This window comes from Streptomyces sp. 8L, from assembly GCF_020176795.1.
Lineage (GTDB): Bacteria > Actinomycetota > Actinomycetes > Streptomycetales > Streptomycetaceae > Streptomyces.
Genome location: NZ_JAIUKE010000711.1, coordinates 1 through 4,075, shown reverse-complemented (window position 1 = coordinate 4,075; position 4,075 = coordinate 1). Strand labels below are relative to the sequence as shown.

General features: G+C 74.5%; 4 protein-coding genes and 2 riboswitches. Of the genes, 3 read left to right on the top strand and 1 reads right to left on the bottom strand.

All coding sequences use genetic code 11. The features are described 5' to 3' along the window. Positions 1 to 115: 115 nt before the first annotated feature. On the bottom strand, positions 116 to 1,231 hold the full coding sequence (gcvT, locus tag LCE31_RS37605) for a glycine cleavage system aminomethyltransferase GcvT (RefSeq protein WP_225022596.1): 1,116 nt from the start codon (positions 1,229 to 1,231) through the stop codon (positions 116 to 118). Between the two features lie 32 nt (positions 1,232 to 1,263). After that, a riboswitch (glycine riboswitch) is annotated at positions 1,264 to 1,373 on the bottom strand. Further along, positions 1,374 to 1,474: riboswitch (glycine riboswitch) on the bottom strand. Between the two features lie 146 nt (positions 1,475 to 1,620). Between gcvT and LCE31_RS37600 the strand changes: the two genes are divergently transcribed. The 3 genes from LCE31_RS37600 (at position 1,621) to LCE31_RS37590 (ending at position 4,071) form a co-directional block, all read left to right on the top strand. Then, the gene (locus tag LCE31_RS37600) at positions 1,621 to 2,370 is read left to right on the top strand and encodes an AAA family ATPase (RefSeq protein WP_225022594.1); all 750 of its coding nucleotides are present in this window, start codon (positions 1,621 to 1,623) and stop codon (positions 2,368 to 2,370) included. A 44-nt stretch (positions 2,371 to 2,414) separates the two neighbouring features. Next, positions 2,415 to 3,158, top strand: a complete 744-nt coding sequence (locus LCE31_RS37595; protein ID WP_225022592.1) for an enhanced serine sensitivity protein SseB — start codon at positions 2,415 to 2,417, stop codon at positions 3,156 to 3,158. A gap of 124 nt (positions 3,159 to 3,282) precedes the next feature. After that, entirely contained in the window at positions 3,283 to 4,071 is a 789-nt protein-coding gene (locus LCE31_RS37590) for an enhanced serine sensitivity protein SseB C-terminal domain-containing protein (protein WP_225022590.1), read from the top strand. Positions 4,072 to 4,075 lie beyond the last annotated feature (4 nt).

Genomic DNA, 4,075 nt, shown 5'->3' with positions numbered 1-4,075 from the left:
TTTGTTTTTTTTATCATTTCGGGGCGGGGGGGGGGCGGCCGGGCCGGGGGGGGGGGGGGGGGGGTGGGGGGGGGGCCGGGGGGGGGGCGCGCCGGCCGTGCTGGAGAACGGGATATCACTTCTGCCGCTTGTAGAAGGGCAGGGCCACGACGTCCATCGGCTCGTGGTTGCCGCGGATGTCCACCGAGACGCCCTCGGAGCCGGGCTCCGCGTGCGCGGCGTCCACGTACGCCATCGCGATCGGCTTGCCCAGGGTGGGTGAGGGGGCGCCCGAGGTGACCTCGCCGACGACCGCGTCCCCGGCGACGACCTGGTAGCCCGCGCGGGGCACCCTGCGCCCCCGGGCGACGAGGCCGACCAGCTTGCGCGGCGCCTTCACCGCGGCGAGCTCCGCCGCCGTGGCCAGCGCCATGCGGCCGACGAAGTCGCCCTCCTTCTCGAACTTGACGACCCGGCCGAGGCCCGCGTCGTACGGGGTGAGGGAGGTGGTCAGCTCGTGCCCGTACAGCGGCATGCCCGCTTCGAGGCGCAGGGTGTCCCGGCAGGACAGGCCGCACGGGGTGAGGCCCGCGTCCTTGCCCGCCTCGGTCAGCGCCTGCCAGAGCCGCTCGGCGTCCGCGGGTGCCACGAACAGTTCGAAGCCGTCCTCGCCGGTGTAGCCGGTGCGGGCGATCAGCGCGTCCACCCCGGCCACCGTGCCGGGCAGGCCCGCGTAGTACTTGAGGCCGTCCAGGTCCGCGTCGGTGAGCGACTTGAGGATCGCGGGCGAGTTGGGCCCCTGCACGGCCAGCAGCGCGTACGCGTCGCGGTCGTCGCGCACGGCGGCGTCGAAGCCCTCCGCGCGGGCCGTCAGCTCGTCGAGGACGACCTGCGCGTTCGACGCGTTCGCGACGACCATGAAGTGCGTCTCGCCGAGGCGGTAGACGATCAGGTCGTCCAGGATTCCGCCGTCCTCGCGGCAGATCATCGTGTAGCGGGCGCGGCCGACGGCGAGCTTGCCGATGTTGCCGGCCAGCGCGTAGTCGAGAGCGGCGGCGGCGCCGGGCCCGGTGAGGGTGATCTCGCCCATGTGGGAGAGGTCGAAGAGGCCGGCGGCGGTGCGGACGGCCTGGTGCTCGTCGCGCTCGCTGCCGTAGCGCAGCGGCATGTCCCAGCCCGCGAAGTCGGTCATGGTCGCGCCCAGCGCGCGGTGCACGGCGTCGAGCGCGGTGCGGCGGGGTGACGGGCTCATCGGTGGCTCCCGGAGATGAAGGGCGAGGACGGTCCTCCCCATCTGTCATCGGAACCTGAGAGGTTCATCATGACCGCCCAGTCACGGGTCATGACTTGCACCTTGGGTGGGGCGCGCACAGCGGCCCGCTTTTCAGATCTGCCTCGCCCGCGCGGTATCGGTGCCTGAGAGATTCAAGGGAGGAACTTGCTCCTTCGGCGCCCGGAGCACCCGAGGTGTCCGGAACTCTCCCGCGCGGATTCAAACGGCCGGTATGGAGTTGCGCGGCCATCATCGCATGCGGGCCCTGCCGGGGGAACCTCGGTCGCCATTACCATCTCTTTACCGAGCGGGCCCACGGGGACGGCGCGCCCGGGGACGGCCGGCGGACGACCGCGACGGGGGTGGCCATGACGGTGCGGGACCCGCGGCAGCGGGCGGCGGCGGTACGGAACGGCGATACGGGCGGGAGCGCCGGCAGCGGTACGGGCGCGGGCGCGGCGACGGCCGGAGGCACCGGCGCGGGGACGGGGGCCACCGCCGCCGGCGTGCGGGATCTGCGGCGGAGCACCGGGCTCCGGCCCGGCGCGCTGGTCTTCGCGCCCGGCGACCTGGTCGTGGTCTCCGGCCTGCCGGGCAGCGGCAAGTCCACCCTGATCCGCCGGGCCGCCGAGGGCGCCGTCGACTCGCAGGACGCCCGCGAGCGCTGGGCGGGCCGGCTGCCGCTGCTGCCGTACGTCCTGTACCGGCCCGTCGTGCGCCTGGCGCATTACGCGGGGCTGTGGCGTCTGCTGCGCGCCGGGCGCAGTGCCGTCGTCCACGACTGCGGCACCCAGCGGTGGGTGCGCGGATGGCTGGCGCGCACGGCGCGCGGACGCGGGCGCGCGCTGCACCTCGTGCTGCTCGACGTCCCGCCCGAGGTGGCCCGCGCGGGCCAGCGGGCCCGGGGCAGGGCCGTCTCCCGGTACGCCTTCGCCCGGCACCGCGTCGCGGTGGCGCGGCTGCTCGCGGCCGTGGAGACGGCCGGGCCACCGGCGGGCTGCCGCACCGCCGTCCTGCTCGACCGGGACGCCGCGGGCACGCTCGCAGCCATCCTCTTCACCGCCGCGGACCGGCCAGGTCCCGCCACCGCGCGGACGCGGGCCGACCAGGGCGGTTAAGGTGCTGCCCCGGATCAGTACGCAGGGGCGGAGGACGGCGCACAGTGGACACGGCATGGCCGGGCAACGAACTCGAAGAGGTGCTCGCCGCCTCGCTCGGCAGCGAGACGGCGGGCCCCCGGCTCGTCGAGGTACTCGGGCGCAGTCAGGTGTGGGTGCCGCTGCCCGAGGGCGGCGGACCCGACAGCCAGGACCTGGACCTGCCGACAGTCGAGATCGGGGGCGGCGCGTACGTGCCCGTCTTCAGCTCCGAGGAGCAGTTCCTGCGGTGCGTGGGCAGCCATATGCCGTTCGCCGTGGCACCCGCCCGCGAGTTCGCCCGCGGCCTGCCGCCGCAGCTCGGCATCGCCGTCAACCCGGGCGGTGTCGTGGGGGTGCCGCTGCCGCCCCCCGCCGTCGCCGAACTCTGCCGCACGGGACGCACCCTGCTGGACGGGCCAGAAACGGGCGGCCGGGTCCGGCTGTTCGAGCCGGACTGGCAGGACGAGCCGCTCGACTTCCTCGCCGCGGCGGGCGCCGAGTTCGAGGCGTCAGGGGTGGTCGCGACCGCCCGCCGCGCGCTCGCCTCCGTCGAGGGCGGCCCGCACCAGCTGTTCATAGGCGTCCAACTGGTGCCCTGGGGGCCCCCGGACGGCAATGCCGCGCTCGACGCGCTGGGCCGCGCACTCGGCCGCGTGCACGTCCCCTGGCAGGTCAACCTGCTGCTGCTGGACATGGCGCAGGAGGACCTCGTCGCCGACTGGATGCTCGGCCGGGTCCGCCCCTTCTACCAGCGGGAGCAGCGCTGACGCCACGCCTTGCCGTCAAGCCTGTGTCAGTACCGCCGCCTAAGCTGGTTTGATGTCGGGGGCGCCGAGGCCGCGTGCCCGGGGGAGCTGGTCCGATGGCGAGGGTAGAGGGGCGGGAAGCGGAGTGAGCGCGCCAGGCACCGCGGAGGCCGGGCACATCGAGCAGATGCTGCGCCAGGTCGTACCGGGGCGTTACGACGCATACGAGGCGCTGCTGCGTGCCCTCGCCGACGAGACCGCGGGCCGGGTCTGGATGCTGCTGTGGCAGGGCGGCCCCGGCTCACCCTCGGCGCAGTACGGCAACATGCAGGTGGAGGGGTACGGGTACGCGCCCTGCGTGACCTCGGCGCAGGAGCTGGCGGCCAGCGGCTGGAACCGCGCCCACGAGATCGTCTCCGGCCAGGACATCGCCCGTGCGCTCTACCCCGAGGGCTGGGGCATCTGGCTCAACCCGCACGCGCCGGGCGGCGGTGTCGGCATCCCCTGGCCCGACCTGCGCAGAATCGCCACCGGCCTGGACCGGATGCCGGCGGGACCGCTGCGGATCACCGAACCGTCCCTCCAGATCCCGCAGTTCTACGCGCTGCTCACGCAGAACGCCCACCGCACCGAGGCCGTCAGGTCGCTGCGGCGCGCATGGGTGCAGCCTGCGCTCGGGGCCGCGTACCTCGCCGTCGGCCTCGACCTCTACGAAACGGGCCCCGCGGCCGTCGAGTCGGTGCGGACGATGATGCGCCAGTCGGTCGCCGCGGTGCCGGAAGGGCTGCCGGTGTCGACGGTCGCGATGTCCGACGACAGCGATCCCGTGGCGATGTGGCTGCGCGCCAACACCCGTCCGTTCTACGACCGCGACGCCCACCTGGGCGCCGCCCCCGGCGGCTACGGCTACCCGCCCCCCGCGCACCGGTACTGATCCC